The organism is Chryseolinea serpens (assembly GCF_900129725.1).
GTDB classification, from domain to species: domain Bacteria; phylum Bacteroidota; class Bacteroidia; order Cytophagales; family Cyclobacteriaceae; genus Chryseolinea; species Chryseolinea serpens.
This window is the reverse complement of sequence record NZ_FQWQ01000001.1, coordinates 2,270,619-2,293,881: the sequence shown is the minus strand read 5'-3', so window position 1 is coordinate 2,293,881 and position 23,263 is coordinate 2,270,619. Positions and strand designations below refer to the sequence as shown.

General features: G+C 44.5%; 9 protein-coding genes. 7 read left to right on the top strand and 2 right to left on the bottom strand.

Annotated elements, in window-relative coordinates; all coding sequences use genetic code 11:
• The first annotated feature begins 499 nt into the window (after positions 1-499).
• A complete protein-coding gene (locus BUB30_RS09020) occupies positions 500-802 on the top strand; it encodes a hypothetical protein (RefSeq protein ID WP_073132924.1) in 303 nt (100 codons plus the stop codon).
• Between the two features lie 106 nt (positions 803-908).
• Here the strand turns inward: BUB30_RS09020 and BUB30_RS09015 are convergent, their stop codons facing one another.
• The gene (locus tag BUB30_RS09015; protein WP_073132922.1) at positions 909-1,538 is read right to left on the bottom strand and encodes a hypothetical protein; all 630 of its coding nucleotides are present in this window, start codon (positions 1,536-1,538) and stop codon (positions 909-911) included.
• Positions 1,539-2,120: 582 nt separating this feature from the next.
• Here BUB30_RS09015 and BUB30_RS09010 point away from each other — a divergent pair.
• From BUB30_RS09010 to BUB30_RS08990, 5 genes are read left to right on the top strand one after another with little or no spacing between them, the layout of a single operon-like run.
• On the top strand, positions 2,121-2,723 hold the full coding sequence (locus BUB30_RS09010; protein ID WP_073132920.1) for a hypothetical protein: 603 nt from the start codon (positions 2,121-2,123) through the stop codon (positions 2,721-2,723).
• A 24-nt stretch (positions 2,724-2,747) separates the two neighbouring features.
• Positions 2,748-8,366, top strand: a complete 5,619-nt coding sequence (locus BUB30_RS09005) for a hypothetical protein (RefSeq protein WP_073132918.1) — start codon at positions 2,748-2,750, stop codon at positions 8,364-8,366.
• Positions 8,367-8,420: 54 nt separating this feature from the next.
• Positions 8,421-12,419 carry an Ig-like domain-containing protein gene (locus BUB30_RS09000; RefSeq protein ID WP_143164824.1) on the top strand — a complete coding sequence of 1,333 codons (3,999 nt, stop codon included), beginning with the start codon at positions 8,421-8,423 and terminating at the stop codon, positions 12,417-12,419.
• 22 nt (positions 12,420-12,441) lie between these two features.
• On the top strand, positions 12,442-19,869 hold the full coding sequence (locus BUB30_RS08995; RefSeq protein WP_073132914.1) for a GDSL-type esterase/lipase family protein: 7,428 nt from the start codon (positions 12,442-12,444) through the stop codon (positions 19,867-19,869).
• 6 nt (positions 19,870-19,875) lie between these two features.
• Positions 19,876-20,259 carry a hypothetical protein gene (locus BUB30_RS08990; protein ID WP_073132912.1) on the top strand — a complete coding sequence of 128 codons (384 nt, stop codon included), beginning with the start codon at positions 19,876-19,878 and terminating at the stop codon, positions 20,257-20,259.
• Between the two features lie 39 nt (positions 20,260-20,298).
• Here the strand turns inward: BUB30_RS08990 and BUB30_RS08985 are convergent, their stop codons facing one another.
• Positions 20,299-21,411, bottom strand: coding sequence for a T9SS type B sorting domain-containing protein (locus BUB30_RS08985; protein ID WP_073132910.1), 1,113 nt, complete (start codon positions 21,409-21,411; stop codon positions 20,299-20,301).
• Between the two features lie 299 nt (positions 21,412-21,710).
• Here BUB30_RS08985 and BUB30_RS08980 point away from each other — a divergent pair, with 299 nt between their 5' ends.
• Complete coding sequence (locus tag BUB30_RS08980) at positions 21,711-23,186, top strand: hypothetical protein (protein WP_143164823.1); 1,476 nt, start codon at positions 21,711-21,713, stop codon at positions 23,184-23,186.
• The last annotated feature ends 77 nt before the right edge of the window (positions 23,187-23,263 follow it).

The following is a 23,263-nucleotide window of genomic DNA, read 5'->3' as shown; positions in this document are numbered from 1 at the left end:
GATCAGGTTAAGTTAAATGCGCGCGGCTGGTGCATTTCAAAACGTAACTTCAAGACAACCAATGGAACGAATGGTCAATTTGTCGCGGAATGGATTGTCCGGCGATGCGAAATATGGTGATCAGAGGCATGCGAAACAAAATGGTCAAGCACTCGGAATCTTCAGGTAGGTGGCCCTAACTTGCTGGATAACAGCCTATGCATAGGACTCAGTAATATCATGGAAGTGAGGAATTTCTTCATCAATTCAGATCGAAATACTAATACAATTAGTACTAAATGACGAGAAAAATCAGATTGGCCCTTATGTGGAGATTCCGAGGTGATTGACCACTTTTTTTCGCGCGCCTGTGACCACAATATTCCGCGATACCGGACAATTCATTCCGCGAGGAACTGACCATCCTTTGCTTTGATTATCTTGAAGTTATGTTCCAACACGAGTGACCCTAGGCTTACTTAACTTATGGTGGTCACACCCTCGCGAAAAAAAGTGGTCAATGGGGTCGGAATCTCCAGCTGCCCGTGGAAAACTGAAAACCACTGGGGGATTTATCTGGCAGTATGGGAATGGCCCCAAGCGGCTGGACGTTGAAAAACATTATGCGTCAACCAAAGAACATTTGAGGAGAATAAGTAAGGCGGTGGCGAAGTACTCCATTGCGGGTGAGTACATCAGAACGTATTCAAGTATTGCCGAGGCGGCGAGGGAGGAAGCGATTTCAGGTAGCAGAATTTCGGATGTTGCAAATGGGAAGTCTAAATCTGCAGGTGGAAACATTTGGAGGTTGGTACAGATCTAAAATTCTGCAACAAGATTCGTTATGCTAATGCCATAGCAGCTGGAACTTCGTAGTTCCTTTATTTCACATTGAGGTGGAGATTTGGACCACAGAGCCCTTTCGGCGGCTATTGCAGCTTCGCAAAGTAATCGAATACCTGAATATAATCATCCAAATCTTTTTTCAATCGAATATGATTTGTTTTGATGTACGCATTTACTTCATCTGCTTTCTTTATCATCAATGCGAGGGCTTCCTTTTCATTAAATTCACTTAACTGGCCGCTGATCACATTCAACAAATAGTTGACGTCTGTTTGAGAGACTCTATATCCCTGATTGCCACTAGGTTGTTGTCTGTTTCTGGACTTAAGTTCCAAGGTCCGACGACTCAGAATAGCAACGTAGGGATTGCCATAGATGTATTCCAAAAAATGTTCACGTTTCATTGAGGTGCTTTCATCCAGAACTGACAAGGCATAAAAGCGATGGGGTCTGTTTTTCGAATCGACATAGTAAAACGTCTTTACATCCTTCACAGTGAGAGCTAGCGTAGTGAATTCGTCCTTAACTTGTAACATCCCCTCAGATACAGCAGGTGAATAGGTCATTTCGCAATGTATCGTGTCGCCCGTTACTAACACGACATAGCCAGTAACCCAGTCGGTAAATTTTTTCTCTAGAGTCTTAGGGTTCACCTGAGACCAGCCAATTTGTGAGGGGCACAACAGCAATAGCAAAAAGACTCTTGAGATCATAAGCCAAAAAGGTCGTCCTTCATAAATATAGTTTTTTTTGAGAAGGATTTAAACAAAGATACAGGTCAAATATTTTTTCTTGGGAAACTTTCAATGATAAAGGTGCGGACGCGCTCGAAAAATTGTTATCTGTCCAGTTCTTTCGTCGCATTGAACATGAGTAAGGAACCTACCCTTATCCATTCCGTTGATCGCGAGCCACTGAGCGCGCTTAGCTCTTTCACCGAACTTAAGATGTTGAGACAGATAGGATTAATGCGCGGCGGTGAATCAGATAGTTTCACAAGCTGGCTAGGAACAATATCGTAACAAGAAAAAAAAATATTTTGATTGATTTTTTTTACACTTCTAAATTCTTATGTTTATAAAGTCAGTCGCAATAACATTGGGAGTAATAGAATCTTTAGCGTCATTTGATAATTGTTGTAGCCACTGAAATTCAAACTCACACACATTACATTTTAGCGAATAACTATTTGTCTTTGTTTTAACAAAGTTGCTTGTGTCTATTTGTGGCCCTAATGATGGACTTCAAATATGAATAAGAAGCGATGGAGTATTGTGTATTTCCCAAAATCATAGATGAACCGAATATCTCTCAAGATTCTTGTCCTGTTGTTTCTACTTGTCAGTTGTGGTAAGAAGAAAGCTACATATCTAGAACTACAAAAATTTGTAGCTGACCCTGCTCATGGCCTTGTTCAATCAAAGAATATTCAGGGAGTTAAAATTGATGTCTATTACAGGCCAACAGATTTACTTGTTCATCAGGAAATAGGTAAGGCAAGAAGTGCAAGTGATTCGACTATTGCCAAGCTCCGTCAGAAATACTCAGCCTATGAGTATTTTGTTCTAAGCCTTTCCAAGGGCCGGAAAGAAATAACGCAAGTGGAAGGACCATGGGATCGCGGTCAAATTATCCAGGCCCTTTCTTTCGAGATGTCTCGATTTGTCAAAATGACTTCGATGGGCAGAGACTCGATTCCTGTATCCGATTACACAATTGTTCGGACTTTTGGATTGGGGAACTCAACCGATGCCTTGTTCGCATTTGAGAAGCCACTCGGTGATACTAAATGGATTCAATTTAGCATGGATGAGTTTGGGCTGGGTATAGGCCGACAAGAGTTTCGCTTTTCCACACGGAACATAGACGCTGTGCCAAAGCTGAATTTTAATGATTAGTCAATAAGAAACAATGTTTAGCGTATGATTCGTAATCGATTTTTGCTTAAGTTCATTTCGGCCTTTTTCTTTTTGGAAATGCTTGGAAGTGTTATTCAACCGGCCATGTTGTTTGCGCTGACAGCAGGACCATCCTCTCCGGAATTTTCTAGCTTTGAGCCAGTGGATACCACAGACATGGTCAATTTGGCGTCTGGGCAGTTGGTATACAATATGCCGTTGTTGGAGGTTCCGGGCCCAGCCGGTGGCTATCCCCTTTCTTTATCATACCATAGTGGCATTCTGGGAGAGCAAGAGGCTTCGTGGGTAGGTTTGGGATGGACTCTGAACCCAGGTTCAATCAATCGGACTATAAATGGTTTTCCTGATGACAATATCGGTGCGCGTAGAGAAGTTCGAGATTATTGGGATGGCGGAACAACTGTGACGAAGACATCAACAATGGGAGCGAGTTTTGCGGGCATTGGGGTGAATTTTACTACGGCGAAAACACAAGATACTTATCGGGGATTTAGTGTGAATCATTACACCTCGGTAAGTTTCAATCCAGTATCTGCCTTTGCTTCGAGAGCCTTTGCGTTCAATAAGCAGAGTCCTAATGCAAATTTCCTGCGAAGTCAAGGGATTGAGCTGTTAGGGCAGCAGAGCTCTCTTGATTTTAATATCAATTCTGGGATTAAAACAAGTTTGACATTGGCTGGTTATACGTTCAATCAAAAAAATAATGCAGCAGGTACACTCAGTAGCCATTCCTGGACGGTTGACGGTGGGGCAGTTCAGTTTGGAATAAAGGAGGTAGGCCTTGGCTTTAGTTATTCGCTGCGAGACTATTACACTCGATATTGGTCCGATCAGTCTGATGCACTTTATGCCTTTGGATCCCTTTACAGCGCTAAGAGCAACGATGCTCAGGATATTTTTAATCACAACGAAAACTTTGCGTATTCTGAGTTTCAGTCAGTGTCTAATGACATCTACGACATTTATGATGCTACTGTCTCCGATGCCAATCAATGGGATGTCCACGACGACGCGGATGTTGCAAAACAGATTGGAGGTTCATTTCCTGCACATGATCGATATGATGTTCTTGGCCAAGGTCTTGGTGGGAATATAGAACCTTACATATTTGAAAACGGGGACATGCGAGGCAAGGAAGCCTATGAGCGCGACCTTGTTGTTGGCACTCCTTTAACGGATTTCAAATCGCTGGATTATAAAAGTCTCAGAAAATTTACTCCCGGAAAAAAAGTTGATTTTAGGTTTAAGAATGATTTTTCTAACAAGCTGTCAGTGAGTCCGCAATCTATCACTAGCGGGACGACCTTCAGTATTAATGCCCAGACGGTCGTTGCCGATGCGGACGGGTTTGAGAATAATGCGACGTCTCAACAACTAGAGGGATCGCGTCACGTCGAGTGGTTTACAAACAAGGAGATACACGATGGAGATGCAAAGGCAAAAAAATTTGTCGATTGTTATGCCCTACCTTCCGACCGCCCCCTTCAACGCGAAGTTTATGAAAACTACCTTCAGCCTGAATCCTGCATGCCTTATTCTAAAGCCACTATTAGAGGTAAAGGTAGCGGAATGATCAAGACAGACAACTACGACGATGCGGACTTATATGACAACATAGATGCCACTTTCCAGAGTTTAAAACCGCGTACCATATCTACAGCGGAAATGATAGGCGGATTCATGATTACAAACGAGAGCGGCGTGACCTATCACTATGCTTTACCAGCATACGCATCGAATGAGTATACCCGAATGAAAATGAAGAAACCTTTAAAGGGAGCTGCAACGATCACCGAAATGAAGAACATTGAACCATATGCCTACACATGGTTGCTAACAGCTGTTACTGGTCCCGATTTTGTGGATCGTGGCCCCACCGGGACCGCGAACGGCATCTTGGATGACGCCGACTTAGGGTATTGGGTGAAATTCGACTACGGAAGGTGGGCTGACAATTATCAATGGAGGACACCCCAAACTGGATATTTAACAGAACTGGAAAGTAGTTATGCTTCATTCTCTTACGGTATAAAAGAACTCTACTATTTGGATGCAATTGAGACAAAAACACATAAAGCAGTTTTTGTCAAATCAAAACGGTTAGATGGTCGCGGGGTCACTAGCCGCCTAGAGGGCGGGAGTAATCCTAGACGATATTCAATGGAATTTAAATGGTACGAAAACGCTCTTCAAAAAAATGGCAGGCTGCAATTTTCAGTTAGCCCAGTAAGTACTTTAAAATTGGATGCCATTTATTTATATGATAAAAAAGATATGGGTCAGGTTCTGCTTCAGAAGGACAGAAGTAACTGGTATGACAACTTTCCGACAAATGCGCCCGCCGTCTATGGGTATTCCGATGGTCACTCTGAGGACGATGATTACTCCTATCAAATTCCATATTCAGATCCCCCAAAATATGTTACCATAAAAAAAGGGGAAGATGCAATTAAAATAAATTATCATAACGGCGATCTTGTCTTTGATCAAGGTGATATTGACCAGATTCCTAACGCGGTGGATAAGGATAACGTTGCAAAATTGGCCGCCAAGATTATCCGTTTTGAAACTGACTATACCCTTTCCGTTGACGTTCCGAATAGCTTTGATTATTTCAGTAATTTTGGGAATCAAACCTGTGCCAATCCTCAGGGAATTTGCACAGACCCGAAAACCGATTTTAATTTTGAATGGCCCTACGCGCGAAAAAGTGGTTGCCATGATCCCTATCGCGCGCACGGTGCGCCCTTTTGCTGTGATATGTATAATAACCAGGTGATGACAGGTTATTCTCGTGATAAAGCCGCGTTCTACTCGCTTGACCCAATTGCCGATATGGACTACTCGAATGCCGAGATCTGTAGAGATGGGAGTGGAAAATACGCAGGAAATGAATTTCGATTTAAGCGGACAGGAAAGTTAACACTCACAGCGGTAAAAGTTTTGGGGCACGGTGGCGCAGACATTTTGCCCTCCACGAAATTTGCGTACGATCTGAATCCTGGTTATAACAAAGAAAAATTTGACAATTGGGGATTCTATAAGTCTGATTTTGTAACAAATTCAGACGTACTGCCATATGATGAAGCTACAACGCCGACAAGACAGTCTAGACGCGTCACCGAGGCATCTGCTCAACTGACCTGGGCATGGTCCCTGAGCGCTGTCACAACGCAACTTGGCGCGACGATTGATATCGACTATGAATCGAATACTTTCAGTAAATCAGTTTATGACGACAATAAGACTTTGTTTGAAGTCGAGAGCGTTGAAAGATATCTGCCTTCAGAAGTTAAGATCAAGTTTAAGGAAAAAGGAATAAATGTCTCAGATTATTTCGTGCCAGGTGATCCGGCTGACATGCGAATATTTATGGTTGGGAATTTCGGGAATACAGGAACGCCGGTTCCAAGCTACTTCGTGAACACGAGCTACATTGTCAACGTTCAAGACGATTACATTGTTCTTAACGATGTTGGTGTTTATAATGCTTTGCAGCCAAATCGCACATTTACCTGGAATGGGGAGACTAAAACGATGACATCTTATTTCGTATGCGGCGCAGTTTCGGTTTCGGATTTTGTTGGTGGGGGAGATATTGGCGGAACAGCCACGCTTAGTGGTGGTGGACCTCGTGTTAAGTCCATTAGTGTTGAGACATTGGGAGGTCATGTTCAGGAGACAGAATACTATTATAATCTGCCTGGAACCACGAACTCATCCGGAGTCACCACCTACAAGCCATACAACGCGATCGGAATCACTTTTCCTACAGAGAAAGACTTTTTTCGAAATCTCGTTAGCGAGAACAGCCAAAACAACCGGAATTTAATGCAGTACCGGACCAAGTTTCAAAAATACCTAAATCAAATGATTGAGAAGGTTCTGGTATTTGGAAGAGAAGCGCCTGGCCCAGGAGTAATGTATGAGTTCGTGACGATTCGTAATAAGTACGATGACAAATATTTGGACAGTTACAGTACGCAACAATTTGAGGTGTTTGATGAGAACATGATTACCTACGATTTTGTCGACTATGGAACGTTGGATAAGCAACGTAGAAATGTAACTCTTAGAAATCAGTCGACAGGCGTGGGGGATGTAAAAAGGGTTCAGACTTTTTCATATCAAAACAATCAACTCATTCATGAGAAGAAATTTGGATACTTGTATGATAATGAGACGAACGCGATTGAGACAACTTTGCAAAGTCAACGACAAGGATTGGTGGAACAAGCGTTTCATAAATTCATTACGGTGAAGGATTTTATCAATCATGGTGTCGATGACGATAATAACCGAGATGTGGACGAGATATTCTCGATAGATAGGGCCGTGGTCTCAGTGAGATCCGATCAAGCTACCGCCATGACGTCGATGGAGGAGAGAAATTTTGTGACCGGGAATACGGCCAAGACGGAGTTTTCAGCCTTTGATTTTTATTCCGGCAAACCAATAAAGTCGCGTGTAACAGACACCTACGGACAAGTCTTTGTCACTGAAACTGTTCCCGCATATAGCTTAAAAGAGGGGGGGGCAGCTGTATACCCGCAGATGGGAGTAAGACTGAAAAGTTTGGACAATAGGCACATGCTTTCACAGGAAGCAGCGACTTATGTTTATAAAATTGATGGTTCCGGTGCGCCTCAATACTTGCAATCCGGGGCAGTACAGACATGGAGTGATGACGTGCCTGTATTGCAACCAGGTAACGTTGAATCTGCATCCGCGCCACAGGTAGGTATTTTTAGAAAATTTCAGACCTTTTCATTTATAGGTGATCCAACTTTAGATGTGAATTCGACAAATGGCCTTTATCCATATTCAGAGGTAGTTCGATTCAATGCCTGGAAGCGAGGAGATCAGGTCCCTCCGGGTTGGCAAAAAGAGGAGGAGGAATCGTTGTATGATGCCAATTCTCATAGTTTGATGGCCTTTGACGTTAATGGACGGTTTTCAACTGTAAAAATGTCTTTGGACCAATCGGATGTAATGGCTATAGCCGGCAACGCAGAGCACCGCGAGGTTGGGTACTCTGGGGCAGAAGAAGTACCCGATTCACAGAATCAAATCGGCTCCGGTGTTTACGTTGAAGGGGGTGGATTTTCACTCGCGGCACATACTGGAACGCGTGCCGTGACAGCGTCTATCAATCAAAAAGCGTTTAGATTTTCGTTGCGGCCGAAGGCGAGAAAATATCATGTTAGCGTGTGGTCACTGCAGCCAGTTGCTAAAATTAAGTATAAGTTGGGTTCGAACTTGACGGTGGAGACCGTTGTAACAAATGTTGGCAAAGCAGGGAACTGGTATTTGTTAGAAGCTGATATAGACATGTCTGGTATTTCAGCGAATGACGCGTTACAAACCTTGGACGTTTGGTGCGAGTCTTCAGGAGGAACGAGCACGTTTGATGATTTTAGATTTCATCCTTTTGATTCAGAGATGACGAGTTATGTGTACAATAGCTGGGGGGAAGTATGGTACATATTGGATGCACAAAACACCTTCTCGAGGTTTGAATACGACGGAGTTGGGCACTTGACCGATACCTATCGCGAGACGTTTGACAATGGAGAGATACATGTCGCCGCGCAGGTTTACCACTATGGTAGAGTTAGATAAACTATGTATATGACCTTGAAATGCTCCCTTTTGATAAATGTCGATCATAATTCTATGAAAAATCGAAACCCGACCTCTCGTTTTATTTGGTTGTCAATAGGTGTTTTTGTAATTGGTTTCAACTCATTGGCGTTCGGGCAAACGTTTAACTATACGGCAGGAGCGACATCCTATGATCCGTGTGCGGGCCCGAATGCGGACTACGTGACTTACTATGGTTTCGCCACGCCAATAAATTCTGGCGGAAATCCACCAACCCCGCCTACATGTTCCTTTGATCTGGGGACAGAGGGGACGGACTTCATGTATAAACCCAACGACCCCGACGCTCATAAGCCTGGGCAGGTAATCGTCAGGTGGCTAAAAGAACATTCTGGGGATGTTCACGCAGACTTTACGGATGGGCACCGGGAAAATATTGCTGCCAACGTCAGCATGACAGTTGAACCGAGTATTTCAATAACGGTTAACACCAACAATGTTTGCCCTGGCTCGTCCCTTACTTTCACGGCACATATTACTGATGCTGGGAACGACCCAGTTGTCAAATGGTACATCGGTAGTGATCAAAACATGGTGCAGCTCAATGGCATGACCTTTACTTCGACCACCCTTCAAAACGGGAACAATGTTTATGCAAAGGTAATCTCCTCTTCCGACTGTGCTTCTGGTGCGACCAAAAATTCAGCGCCTATTACGGCAGTAATTAAGGCGGATTTTCCGTCGACATTTTCACTGACATCGCCCCAGACCATTTGCAATTGTGAAGGTGCTCCTGTGACAGCAAATTTAAGTTTTCCAAACAACTCCTCGCCGACATCGAGCACAACCTACACTTGGTATGTGAATGGGCAACCTCAACACCATAATGACCCAATTCCTGAATGTGGACCAGATAAAGTTGTTTATATACAAAATTCGACAACCATGGGACGCAATTACCAATATTTGGAGTCGCCAACTTCACCGAATACGGTTTACACAGTCAGTTGCGCGGTTTCTTATACCCAGTCTAACGGGTGTTCAGGATATTTGAAATCTGCACAGACGACAATCACGGTTACCCCGCCACCACAATTTACAGTGGGGATCACCATGACCCCGTTTCGATATCCTGCCGTTTATTGTGAAGGGGAAATTTCGTTTCAGGCAAATACGAATTTTGCAGCCGACCAGATTCTTTGGTATAAGAATGAACTTCAGGTGGCGTCCGGGGCGACTTATCATCCGCAAAATATTGCAACCAGCGATAGCATTAGCGTTTGGGCACATACGAATACTGCGTCTTGCGTTGCCAATAATGAAACGAGCTCTGCATTGAGCAGATCCATTTTTACGATTAACAATAGCCCTCTTGGACGTCTGACCATTACGCCTACACTCCCGGTTCTTTGCGCGGGTACAAAGCCGCCGAATGATATGAACGTAGAAGCCAGCGGAAACATACCAAGGGCAACAACCTGGACCATCGAACAAGCTGGCGGTAGCAGCATCGATGCCAATGGAATAATCACTTGGGATCCCAGTTTTTCTGGAAACGCTACTGTCAAGGCCCATGTAACTGGTTGTGCAACAAATGAAGAAGACGAAGGTGTTATCGTGACAGTCGTGCCACTACCTATTTTAGCCACGCCACTGACATTAAAATTTTGTGAATATCAACCTGTAGTTCTATCTGTAGAGAATAACCCGGAGAGTTATCAATTAGAATGGTTCACTGCACAAAATACTTCACTTGGTAGTTTGCCAAGGAAGAATATTGGATTGCTCTCGGCAGGGGAATATACGTTTTCTGTGTCAAGTACGGATCGATTTGGATGTCGGAGCGCTAGCAGAACATCGGTGCCTGTTTTGGTTCAAAATGATTGCGATGATTATCTAAATTGGATCGAGTCGGTGGCTCACTCAAAAGAAGAAATTATTGCTCATTCAAAACAATATTATGACGAGTCCGGTAAGAATCTTCAGCGACAGGATAAGAACTTGTCAGCGGGTAAGATATTTGCGTCGCAGGAATTGCACGACTTGGTCAATCGAACAGTCGGCGGTACGCTACCTGCTCCAATTACGCAAAATGCTTTTCAGTACAATTATCATTTCGTTCGTGACGATCGCTCATCAGCGGTGTTCGAGGCATTGAATGCAAGTCAGCCCGGGACTCTGGGATGGTACTATAGTGTCAATAACAATCTGGAGGAGCATGTGCCAACAACAAGCTTTCCCTACTCCCGAGTTGATTATTATAAAGATGGTACAGAAGTTGAACGACGGAGTGCTTCACCTGGAGAGGCTTTGCGAATGGGAAGCACGCATGAAGGGGTTTCAGGCGCATTCCCGATTTACAATGAACTTGATGATTATGTATCGAAGAGGTCTTCGGTTATGTCTGGCACACCGGGCGGAATCACAACGCTTCAGAATCAAGGCGTTCAGACCTTGTCAGCGGACGAAAATGACTATGAAGAGACCGGCGGAAAAAAGCTAAAATCCTATAATATCAATATCGCGGATAAAAACGGCAAGACTGTGATGAGTGCCAGATCTGGAACATCCACGGATCATATGTTATCTGTAACCAATATTGTAACTGGTAGCGGTAATCCGGCATCCGAACAATACCGGCCTTTAATATATTTTTATCTATTGGATGACGCTGCAGTAACAATCCAAAACGTCTCAGGTCCCATCGGTAGTTTCGTGGCGAGAGACATTCTAAACGACGTAGCTAAAAATGTTGGGCAAACCTTCGATCAGGGAGGTAAATGGCCGGCTGGGTTTTACAGCGTTCAGCTGACGAATGCTACAACGGTGATTAAACTGACCTACACTAACTATTATCAAGACGTTGCTTATCAATTCTTCGATGACGTTGGTCGCCTGGTGGAATCTGTTACCCCCAACGGCGTACTTCTATGGGACAATTATCCGGCTGTCGATAAGACATCGTTTTACTATGATTTTCAGGGAAGGATTATTTCCAGGACAAGCCAGGACGCGGGGAAGAGCGTTTTCAAATATCGAAAAGATGGAAAAATACGATTTTCGCAAAACGCGCAACAATTTAAAAATGAACAGGACGCTGAGTCAAATTCTAACAGCCTTGGTAAGTTTTCCTATACGACGTATGATGAATCACTTCGTCCCATTGAGTCGGGTGAATATGAGGGAAATGATATAAAATTTTCGGAACTCGATAGCCACCTGGAGGAGATTAAACATCCAGCATTCGACCTCAATAAAAAGAAAGACTGGATTCTAACATTCTACGATCAATCTCCTGATGGAACATTGGCCGGGTTATGTGTGAACGCAGGACTACCGGAGCTATACAAACAACAACATTTTACGCGTCGCGCTGTAGCGTCTACAAAAAATGCCAATATGCAAACTTGGTATTCTTACGATGAACGTGGTAATGTTGAATGGACGGTCCAAAAGCCCGATAAACTGAACATGGTTTTTGTCGCTAAATATGAATACAGTGTCACGGGCAATGTACTGAAAATAGCGAATCTTGCATTTACAAAAAAATTGGGCTTGGCAAGCCAATTTTACCATCGTTATGAGTATGACGCTGATCTGCGCCTGAGTAAAGTTTTTACAAGTACTGCTGAGAATGGGAGTGAGACTATAAGAGCATCTTATGTTTATTATTTACACGGTCCGTTGAAGCGAATTGTGCTTGGAAATGACCTTCAGGGAGTTGATTTTGTATACAATATAAATGGATGGTTGACCCAAATCAACCATCCGGATAAGTCCAAAGATCCGGGTGGTGACGACAACGATGCTTTCGGGATGATTATTAATTATTATGAAACAGAAACCGATGCTGAAGCACTTTCTGCCTTGGACCCTTGGAGGCGTTCTTTAAAGCTTCACAACCTGCCAGACGATAGTACATCTGAATCGATGAGTCTGTCGTTTCTAAATTCAAATTTGGTCGATCCGGAATTGTCGGCCTGGAGAAAATACAGTGCGGAAAAAATCAATCGATCAATAAAAATTCGAGAAGGGAAGGCTCCCATTATACCCTCGCCTAAAAAAGGTTAAGATCACTAACTCGCCCTTAGCTATGAAATTTCTCATCCCGATTCTGTTTTTGTCTACAGCTATCGTTTTGTTATCAGCTATCAATGTTAAAGCACAACCAAAAGTGTATTTTCATGCGGGTAACGCCAATGCAGCGCCAGCGCCTTGGAATAATGCACTCCATGATCCTTACGGCGGAACGGTCTTTAGTGACCTGAAGGACGATTCGGGTAACAATACGGGAATCAAGATAGAATTGCTTACATGGTGGGGCGGTGCATACCCTTCCGGCGTCACAACTGGAAATGGCTCCGGTATTGTCCCCGATCCTGTATTGAGTGAATATTACTGGTTTGGGTTGGGTATCTCCTCGGATCAAATGCGGGTGAAGATCTCAGGACTAATGCCATCGACCGCATATACTTTCAACTTCTTGGGCGCAAGTGCCTATCATGGAAGTGGTATCACCAATAATGGAAACACCATTTACACCATAGGGGCCAGGTCTGTATCGCTAGCTGTCGAAAATAATACGACATCCCTAGCCACAATTCCCAATGTGGTATCCGATGCGCAGGGGGAAGTTGAGGTTGTGATTACGCGTGCATCCAACGCCGCGGCCGGATACTTAAATGCTATCATTGTCGATCTTCCCGCTGATGTTCTCTATACGCCATCGGGTCTTAGTTCAAATTATTCTACCAATGCCCTCTCGTTGCAATGGAATGATAACAATAGTACGGAAACCGGGTACGATATTTATCGTGCTAACCCCATAGCGGGTGAAGATTTTCAACTCGTTGGAACGACTGGCGCGAATGTAACCTCGTTTACGGATAACACAGTTCTTGAAGGTTACTCGTACCAATACAAAGTGTTGGCAAAGAATTTGACACGCGCGTCCTCGTTTTCAACTGCCTATGAAGCAGTGATACCGGTTGGTCATGGCGCGTCGATCACGATAGGAAGTCATATTTATTTTGATTTCGGAAACAGCAATTCAAGTTCGGCATCTTGGAACAACGCAGGTCGCGAGCCTTCGGCAGGGTTGGTTTTTAATAATTTGTTGGATCAAAGCGGTGTGAATACCGGTGTCAGTGTGGAATTGCTTACGGCTTGGGGAGGGGCTTATACGGATGGTGCCACGACTGGAAATAACACAGGGATCGTACCGGATAACGTACTGAAGGACTACTATTGGTTTGGCTTGTTTGGGGCCCCCAACGTTGTGAGGTTTAAGATCAGAGGGTTGTCGCCCAGTAGCAGCTACAACCTTCGTTTCGTAGGCAGCAGTGTATTCAGGCAAGCGGGCATAACAAACAATGGCCATACAATCTACAAGATTGGGACGGATGCGGCTAGCCTGGATGTTGAATCCAATACAAGCCAAGCTGCTGAATTTTTGGCGGTCAAAGCCAATGCGCTTGGGGAAGTCGTGGTGACCTTGGAAAAAGGAAGCGATGCTGCAGTGGGATATATAAATGCAATGATGATCGACCTGCCCACAGGAATGATGTACACGCCGCCGGGTTTGAAGGGAATTTATGGGGAGGCAACGGGAGTAGCCTTGACATGGACCGATAACAATACCTCCGAAAGCGGTTATCAAATCTATCGAAGCAATGTCTCAACCGGTGATCCTTATGCTCTAATAGCAACCACCGCTGCAAGTGTGGTAACCTACACCGATGCTACGGTTTCACAAAATTCCATTTATAAATACAAGGTACGCGCAATAAATGGAAGCGGCGTGTCCAACTACTCGCAGGAGATTACTAGTCGCACCACTCCTGTGAAGAAGGTACTTTTTAGTTTCGGAAAAACATTAGATGGCCCTTCGCCTTGGAACAATGCGCACAGCGATCCCCAGGCGGGTATGATATTCAAAAATCTAAAAGACGAATTTAATATTGCTACCGGTCTAAGCTTAGAATTGCTCACTGGATGGGGTGGGGTAAACACAGAGGGAGCGACCACTGGTAATAACTCGGGTATTGTGCCCGATAATGTACTGAAGGAGTTTTACTGGTTTGGTTTCCTTGGTGCTCCCAATGAAGTCCAATTTAGGATCAATGGTCTAAGTCCTGACAAGCTATATAACTTTCGAATCGTTGGCAGTAGTGTGTTTAGATATGGCAATTTGACGGACAACGGCAGTACCGTGTACACCATTAATGGCACGACGGTAAGCCTCAACGTGGAGAGTAACACATCTGCTGCAGCTGAATTTTTTGATGTGTCCCCAGATGCCAATGGCCAGATCGTAGTTAGTGCCACAAAAGGTGTAAACGCCTTTGCAGGCTACCTTAATGCAGTCATGATCGATCTTCCGAAGGACATGCTGTATGTGCCGGCGGGTATTGAAGCCAAATATGTTGCTGGAGCCGGTGTTAATCTCACTTGGACCGACAACAATGCAACTGAAACCGGATACCAAGTTTATCGATCCACTGTTCCAGGGACTGGTTACAGTTTAGTATACACCACCGCAGCCAATGCAGGTGCTTATTCCGATGGAACTGTGCAAGATGGAACTTTATATTACTATAAAATTAGAGCTATAAGTGCAACGTCGACGTCATCCTATTCTTTGGAGACTATCGTTCGGGCTAGTGAAATGAAAAAAATCGCACTAAAATTCGGTAAGGAATTTGCTGCTCCTGCACATTGGAATAGTACTGGCGCTGACCCGGTAGAAGGCGCCAGGTACAACCATCTAAAAGACGAATTTGGATTGGACGCCGGAATCAGCGTGAAACTACTCACCGCTTGGGGTGGACTTTACCGTGGCGGTCCAACCACAGGTAGTAACTCTGGCGCTGTTCCCGATGATGTGTTGCAAGAATATTATTGGTTTGGGATGTTCGGTTCGCCGGAGGAAGTGCGACTCAGGGTTAGCGGGCTAAACCCACTAAAAACTTACAATTTTAAGTTCTTAGGTAGTAGTATTTTTCATGTTGGGGGAACCACAGACAATGGAAATACGATCTACCAGATTGAGGATAGATCAGCCAGTGTCGCTGTAGAGAATAACACTGCTAACTTCGCCGAGCTACAAGAAATTTCTCCAGATACCGACGGAAACGTTGAAATCTCGATCAGAAAGGGTGCCGGCGCTACCGCAGGGTTTATCAACGCTATGATTCTCGAGATGGAAAAGAAACAGTTATATGCGCCGCCATTGACTGCTCGATACACTCAGGGAACAGGGGTCGTGCTCCAGTGGACAGACAATAATACATCCGAAACCGGCTACGAGATATACCGCAGTAACGATGGAGGTGATTCTTATACCCTTTTGACAACTACGTCTGGCTCCGTTTCTAACTATACAGACCACGGGGTTGTGCACGGGAACACTTATTTTTACAAAGTTCGCGCCACAAGCGGCGCTATTACTTCGGTGTACAGCGATCCTTTTATTGCTGATTGCGTCAACAAGCAATTGGTGCGGTTAAAATTTGGAAGAAATCTTTCAGTGCCGGCTCCATGGAACAACACAGCCCGTGATCCAGCATCAGGCGCGATTATTAGTGATTTGCTTGATGACGTAGGGCAAAATTCTGGAGTGAGTGTCGAATTGGAAGGTGATTGGGGGGGTGTCTATAATCAGGGAACTACTACGGGCAATGATTCGGGAGTCGTGCCAGACAACGTATTGATGGAGTATTACTATTTTGGATTCCTGAGTGCAACGACAGAAGTAAAATTCAAGGTAAAAGGCCTCATCCCGAGCGCTCGGTATAACTTCCGCCTTGTAGGCAGCAGCGCTTTCCGTGGTGGTGGCGTAACGGACAACGGTAATACAGTTTACAGTATAGGAGACGAGTCGGTTAGTTTATACGTAGAGGGCAATACTTCGAATTACGCCGAATTCCTAAATGCTGTAGCGGATTCAAATGGCGAGATCGAAGTGCGACTGTCAAAGGGGCAGGGTGCTGCGGTAGGCTATATCAATGCTATGATGCTAGAAGTTCCATCAGGAGGGCTTAATTTCTGGGCCGTGGCTAATGGGAACTGGTCGGATGCAATTTGGAATACAAATAAAAGCGCTACGATTGGCGCCCATCTACCAGCGGGAAGTAGCGTTATCATCGAGGGGAAATCGGTGTTCGTTAATACTAACGCAACTGCGAAAGAAATTAGAATCGCTGCGTCCGGTGAGCTGGCAGGCTCGTTAGTGGTGGATAACGCTGAATTGATCAATAGCGGTCGGCTAGAAGTAAGTGACAATGGTACCAATTTCTTGAAAGTAATGAATCAGGGCAAGTTGACTATGGCTGGCGAGCCCATTAAGATTATTCCTATTGGTAATTCCATCACGCAGGGTAACTCCACCAACTTTAGCTACCGGTACGAACTGTGGAAGAAACTTGTGGATGACGACATCAATTTTGATTTCATAGGCTCGCAATCTACAAATAATATATCGAACCCTGATTTTCCAACGTACAAGGGGAAGACGTTTGATACGGACAACGAGGGCCACTGGGGATGGCGTGCCGACGAAATAGCTGCTGGCCTGCCGGCATGGCTATCCGGCAAAAAGCCCGACATCGCATTGGTGCATGCTGGAACCAACGATATGTACCAGGGACAATCCGTAGCAAGCACAGGCGACGATCTCCGTGCTATTATAAGCACGTTACGAACGGCCAACCCCAATGTTAGAATATTGCTGGCGCAGATCATTCCAATGAATATTCCAGGCGTCAATGCAAACATAACGCTACTGAACGATTTGATTAAACAAATTAGCGTCGAAAAGAATACGCAAGTGTCGCCAATCTACCTGGTGGATCAAAACACTGGGTTTGATTTGAATTTAGATCTGAACGCTGTCGACCTGATTCACCCGACTCCCTCCGGAGAAAAGAAAATGGCCGACCAGTGGTACAAAGGTCTTCTATTGTCGTTACAATCTTTGCAAGAATCGACGGATGCAAGTGAGAACGTATCGCACCCATGTGGGGAGAAGCAATATTCCACGGATGCGATATCGGTGCGTCACGCCCAATTTGCCAATGGCTGCAGCAACGCCTTAAACTCAGCTGATAAGGTGATTCTAGAGAAGGACGTGCTTGTCGAGAAAGGATCGCGACTGTCTTTAACAGCTTCATACGTAAAAGACTTGCTTGAGTATCAAGGCAACTTTAATGGTCTTATATCATCCATTCGATGGCGAACAGAAACACCCTTTGGATTGAAAGAAAATGACTTTACTGGGGGCTATACTTTTGTTTATGATCAAAAAGGCCAAATCAAGGACGCCTCTTGGGCGGATCTTGATCTAACGACCAGTCAGCTTGTAGAAACGGGTGACGGCACTAGGAGCAATAAATTTCGGGTCACCAATTTGTCGTACGATGCAAATGGCAATATTCAGGCGTTGAAGCGCTTCAATGGTCAAAGCCTTCCAATGCATGACTTTTCATATTTCTATGATGAAAATATGAAGAATCGCTTGATTACTGTCAATGGCTATGTGAAGAACTATACTTATGACAAATTGGGAAGGATGACGGTTGCGCAGAAAGATGAGACGAATGACGGCGAATCTCAATACGTTGAATATGATGTTAGTGGCAAGGTGACGTTCATTTATTCCGATGAAGCACGGACGATTAAGAAAGTTCAATATCAATATGATGACCATGGGTTTCGAGTGGCAAAAATTGTGTATCAACCCGATATCCGTACCACTTGGTACATCCGCGACCTCTCTGGTAGCATTATGAGCATCTATGAACAGGAGGGCGAGCCTACGGGTTCGGATGACGACAAAAGTGCCACATTGACCGAAATTCCTCTATATGGATCAGGAAAATTGGGAACATACTATCCTCAACAAGAAGAGTCCGTTGATTATGAGTTGACAGATCATTTGGGGAATGTCCGGGCATTGATTCGAGATAACAAGGCCAGCTTTGCTGCGACAATGGAAGACGATGGTGAAACGAACCTTGAAAACCCCAGAGTGCAGGAAATGCAGTATTTTGAGAACCTTTTTGCAAGTGAACAAGGAAACGTTGAGCCAGGATTGAATCATACGCCACAAACCGGTTCCTATCGACCCAATTATGCTGCCTATCTTAACGGAGAGGATCGGATTATTGGCCCAGCAATATCGCTGCGCGTTCAAGCTGGTGATGAATTGCATCTCAACACGTTTGTTAAATTCGAAGAGCAGAATGCTTTTCCTGGTCCAACGCCCTTAATTAGTATTATCAGCGCGCTAGCTACCACCTATGCGTTGACTCCAGGTATTGAGTCTGTTGCAAAGGCAACTGATATGTTCACCGAGGCGTACACGCTAGCGGCTCCCTTTGGATCCAATACTGACGCGCCAAGAGCTTTCCTGAACTATATTTTATTTGATAACGAAATGCATTACGTAACTGCGCAAGGGATACCGGTGAGTGACGATGCTGGGTTTGAACCAGGGCAAGCCATTAGGACCGATTTTGAGGAACTGGTGGCTGAGATAACAGTAAATCAGAATGGCTATATCTATGTTTTTGTTTCCAATGAAACGCCTGGTGTTAACGTGTGGTTTGATGATCTTCGTATTTCCATTCATCAAAACATTGTGAAGCAGGCAACAGACTTTGGCGTTTGGGGTGATATTGTCCGAGAGCGAAAGAGCGATGCCTCGGAATATCGATTTGCTTATCAAGGCCAATCAAGCGAAAAAGACACGGAGACGGGCTGGAATCATTTTGAAGCAAGAGAATTTGATCCTGCGATTGGAAGGTGGCTGGTGCCCGACCCTATGGCTCAGCACTGGAGCCCATATCTGGCTATGGGAAATAGCGGGGTAAACAAGTTGGACCCTGATGGTAACTGGGATGGTTGGCAAACGCCCGATACCGATGTGAAAAGATTTTGGAACTGGGCTAGCGGACATAGCTACCTGAATAGAGCGTATGACTACATAAAAAACCCCCTGAAAAACCACGTCATCACAAGCGTCGCCTATGTGCCAGGTGCTGTAATTGTTACAAGCGATGTCCTGAATGATGAAGGAAAGGTGCTGGAGACAGGCGTCAATTTTACGATCGGTGGCGACATGGAAGGGTATTATCAAGGCGCATTTGACATGTTCTTTGATCGACGGGATGAGATGGGGATACCAACAGAAGACACTCATGGCCAGAAATGGGCTGGAATGGGAGGTTGGATTGGAAAGAAGCTCTATAGTAGTGCCAAACTTGCAAAAAATATCGTTCTTAGAGAAAGATTCGTTCAAGCCTTAAAAAAAGGCATGGTGGGACCCTATGCTGAAGAGGGCATCAAGACACTGACGGGAAAAGGCATAAACATTGAGGGAGCTGTTTACAAATTTGAGCTTAAGCTACTAGGAAAAGGTGTGCAACACCCGCGACTCTTAGGCAACTTAGAAAAGTGGACCAATCCGAAAACTAAAGAAGTTATAGATATAATCGTTTTCAGGACATTTAGTACAAAATGAGATAATATGATAATACTGAGTGAATTAACTCGAGACTGTTTTTCAGCGATTAACCAAATATTGACAACTGAAAAGGTGGCGTCTGATTTTTATTCATATTTTAAGCTCAACCATGGAGAAACTATGGTTATTTCTGCCGTTGATGATAACGGCGGTGCGAAAGAAGTGATGATATCCGCTGAAGACTTAATAACAGTCGTGAAAAGGAGACTTACGTGGGGTGATAGTCGCGTCGGACTAATTCCACTCGTAATTCACATAGGGATTGGAAGGATTGAGTTTGAATTTGGTAGTTTCGATGTTGAGAAATGTACGGCTGACCTTTTATACAATCACGAATTGGACTTGGTCGATGTGGACTTTTTTTATTATAAAGAGTTTCTCCTCTAGATTATTTAATCATTCATTCAAAGTGTCGGCGAGAATCCCTCACTTTATCAAATAGATGCTGCCCTTCAATGTTCTGGTCCGGTTTCTGGAGTCAATTAAAATAGCATTGTAGAAATATACTCCTGAACTGACTGGGCCGTGATCGGAGTCTCCATTCCACCCGGTTAAAAGGTTTCCTTCAAAAACCCGTTCTCCCCATCGGTTGTAAACCGATAGTTCGCCAGAGACAAGATAGTTGCTATCATAGGAAATGGGCAAAAAAAGATCGTTATAAGGGTCACCGTTCGGCGTGAAAACGTTAGGCATAACAAGGTGGGGATTGCAGTCAATAAACTCCACCGAAGCTGTATCGTACAACTCACATGTGCCACTCGTAACGGTGATTGAGTATTCTCCAGACTGGATCACCGCTATAGAAGAACTAGTCTCTCCAGTACTCCATTGGTAGCTGTACAGCTGTCGATTCGGAGCGCTAAGAATTAAGGAATCTCCTTGACATAAAGTGGAATCCCTTTTTGTCAAAAGCGTTTTGTCGATCAAATCCTTTCGTGAAGAGCAATTGGACAACACCATTCCCGAGCTGTGCAGTGTATAAAGGATAATCCACGTGTGGCCAGCTTGGACCGGAGAAGCAGTAAACGAAAAGGTTTGGGTTGTCCAATCGACAGTGGGAGGCAGTGCGCCAACATAAAAAGCTTTTTGGAGGATCGGCTCGTTAGTATCTGTATAAATTGAAGGTCCGAAGTCGTAACCCGGCTCGCTAAAAGCGGATTCACCTTTTGCATATGTAAACGTGTAGGAGTAGGTCTGTCCGTTTTGAAGGGGTTTATCTAATCGCAGGGCAACGCCCTCTCCCCCTGTTGTCCAATACTGAAATCCCATCCAAAATGCTCGTACATTGCAGCCGGGTGGAGGAATATTGCTATTTACTCTAGCGTCCAGGGCTCCGAGCCACTCAGTTCCATTCCATTCGAGAAGATCTGAAGCGATATAGACGGTTGGGCAACCGCAGATGTTATGGATATCAGCTGTAGTTTCATATTTCCCCGGCTTTTCTATGGAACTAAAGCAGGGATCGACTATATCCTGCGCAGACAACGCCTGGGCACAGCTTAATTCTAGGAGTATTACGATTAGGGTGGGACGAATCATTTTTGACAACAACAGAACCCGAATGTAAATATTTCAACGGAGACCGCCATAGGTCACGTTGGGATAATTCCCAAGCATCGCAAATATTCGGCTTGGGAATATTTGCTTTTGCCGTTTGAAATGACTTGACTCTTTGCTACATTGGTTACATGCAGTGGTTGTCAGTCCGAAATAATCAGGCCCGTCTAAAAGTTGTCTGGTCCCCACAGAGACTCTGTCGCACATCGTTGCTTGTAGTCATAACGTTTCATCTTATTTGTTCAAGTAGAATAGCAGCTTATGCTCAAACGAAGCCGGATTTGCCCGATGTTTCTCAGATCGATGTCCAACAAGCGGAGGAGAGAGCAAAAATCGAGTCAGCGCTTCGTGAGAAGACCATCAGACTGGATTCTCTGAAGACCAAAATGCGTCGACTAGCGACTTGGCGACCGGATACCCTGGAAGGTATAAAACACGTCAATGATTCCTTAGACGTACGTTTGAAGTCTCTGCAAATCGAGATTGATGCTGCAATTGATAGCATTCGAAAAATGACCGTTCAAAAAATCCAAGAATCGAAGTCAAGGGTAGAACAAAATGTCGACAGCGTTTCTCAAAAACTGAAAGCCGGATTAGGCGACATAGAAAAAAAAATAGAGCAACCATTGACAGAGGTCTCTGCCGATCGAGCGTCGGAGTTGCCACCCGCTATGCGGGATCTTCCGACAACGGGAAATAGCCCTTTACCACCGTTGCCATCAGCGCCTTCTGTTGATGGCCTTTCTGGGCTTCAGGATTTAAAGAGCGATGCATCGATTCCTCAAACCGAAATTCCGAATGTCCAGTTTCCTGATGTCAAGGATAGGATTCCCAAAGTAGAGATGCCAAATGTCGCCCAAGAAGTAAATGAAGCTGTGAAAGCAGCCGAAACCAAAATGTCATCTGTAAAAAAAGTACAAGACGGAATCAAGGAAGTAAACGATCAAGGGCCTGAGAAGCTCAATAGCTTGGCACAAATGGGGGAGAAAAAAGTTGAAGATGTTGCCGAGGTCAAAGCTGTCGGTCGTGAAGTGGGAAAAATGTCAAAGGAGCAGGAAAAATACGTCGTCCTGATTAAGCGCTATCAAGATGAAAAATTGTTGAGAGATGAAATAAAACGAAAGACCCGAATCGTGGCAAATGACTACTTCAAAGAAAATGCAGATAAGCTCAAGGCTGCTCAGGAAAAACTGACCTTGGCCAAAAGTAATGCCACTAAAATCAAAAGCCTGAGCGATTTATTTAAAAGACGTTCCACGGAGCTGGAAAACAAAAAATACTATCAACGCCTTGTCCCAGGTGCCAATTTTCAGATATACAACAAAGGTATTGTCTCGGTGGATTTTGGCCTTCAGATCGGGTATCGCATTACACCGAGCATAACGCTGGGCATGGGTTACCTCCATCGGTGGGCTTTTAGCGACAAGTTCAGCAATTTCGTGAAAGACTCACAGCTTTATGGAGGGAGAGCCTATGCGGATGTTCGGATGGTGAAGAATTTTTTTGTTCATGGTGAATTTGAAGCAGCCCATGTCGTGCCATCGTATCAAACCGGTGCAATTGAGGAAGAGAAGGCGCCGGTTTTGGGGAGCTATTTTGGCATAGGGAAGCGCATAAAGCTGTCCCGGAATTTAAGAGGCTATTTTTTGGGATTGTACCGGTTTGATGTCCAAGGTGAGATGCCTGAAATGCATAAGTTTAATGCCCGTGTCGGGTTAGAGTATATTTTTAAGAAACGATTGAAAAAACTCTTCTAGATTTTAATAGAACAAATGATATCCTCCACGATGAAATGTGCGCTTGTTGCCTCCGTGGTTTTGATAGTTACTTTTTC

Coding starts and splice junctions, on each gene's coding strand:
- BUB30_RS09020 (WP_073132924.1), top strand. CDS start 500: ATGGGGTCGGAATCTCCAGCTGCCCGTGGAAAACTGAAAACCACTGGG.
- BUB30_RS09015 (WP_073132922.1), bottom strand. CDS start 1,538: ATGATCTCAAGAGTCTTTTTGCTATTGCTGTTGTGCCCCTCACAAATT.
- BUB30_RS09010 (WP_073132920.1), top strand. CDS start 2,121: ATGAACCGAATATCTCTCAAGATTCTTGTCCTGTTGTTTCTACTTGTC.
- BUB30_RS09005 (WP_073132918.1), top strand. CDS start 2,748: ATGATTCGTAATCGATTTTTGCTTAAGTTCATTTCGGCCTTTTTCTTT.
- BUB30_RS09000 (WP_143164824.1), top strand. CDS start 8,421: ATGAAAAATCGAAACCCGACCTCTCGTTTTATTTGGTTGTCAATAGGT.
- BUB30_RS08995 (WP_073132914.1), top strand. CDS start 12,442: ATGAAATTTCTCATCCCGATTCTGTTTTTGTCTACAGCTATCGTTTTG.
- BUB30_RS08990 (WP_073132912.1), top strand. CDS start 19,876: ATGATAATACTGAGTGAATTAACTCGAGACTGTTTTTCAGCGATTAAC.
- BUB30_RS08985 (WP_073132910.1), bottom strand. CDS start 21,411: ATGATTCGTCCCACCCTAATCGTAATACTCCTAGAATTAAGCTGTGCC.